At 53.4% G+C, this 652-nt stretch carries 1 protein-coding gene; it reads right to left on the reverse strand.

All coding sequences use genetic code 11. From position 1 onward, the window contains the following. The coding region (gene urtE, locus FDX03_RS13130) for an urea ABC transporter ATP-binding subunit UrtE (RefSeq protein ID WP_137346038.1) at positions 1-652 on the reverse strand (652 nt) is incomplete at both ends.

Consider the following 652-nt stretch of genomic DNA (forward strand, 5'->3'; position numbering starts at 1 on the left):
ACCCACGCACACCTTCTGCTGCCATATTTTCACCTGATCCACGTTGAATAATGCTGCCTCGCGACATTAACAGGTATTTGTCTGCAAGCTGTTCGGCAAAGTCATAAAACTGCTCCACCAGCAATATAGCCATATCACCACGATGGGCCAGTTGGCTAATAACTAGGCCAATCTCCTTAATCACCGAAGGCTGGATCCCCTCTGTTGGTTCATCGAGGATCAACAACTGCGGGCGACTGGCCAGCGCCCGGCCAATAGCTAACTGTTGCTGTTGCCCGCCCGACAAATCACCGCCCCGCCGGTATTTCATCTCCTGTAATACCGGAAACAACGCATAAATTTCATCCGGTACACGTTTTGCCTCTTGCGCTGAAAACCGGGAGAGTCCCAGCAACAGATTCTCTTCAACCGTCAGGCGAGGAAAAATATCGCGGCCCTGCGGCACATACGCTACCCCCGCCAGCACCCGCTGATGTGGCTTACGGAGAGTAATGTTTTTACCCTGCCAGATAACACTGCCGCTGCGGGTTGGAATCAGACCCATCAGGCACTTCAGCAGTGTCGTTTTGCCAACCCCATTACGCCCCAGCAGACATGTTACTTCACCTATACGCGCCTCAAAACTCACGCCACGCAGGATATGGCTGCCGCC

The organism is Citrobacter sp. wls827 (assembly GCF_005280875.1).
GTDB classification, from domain to species: domain Bacteria; phylum Pseudomonadota; class Gammaproteobacteria; order Enterobacterales; family Enterobacteriaceae; genus Citrobacter; species Citrobacter youngae.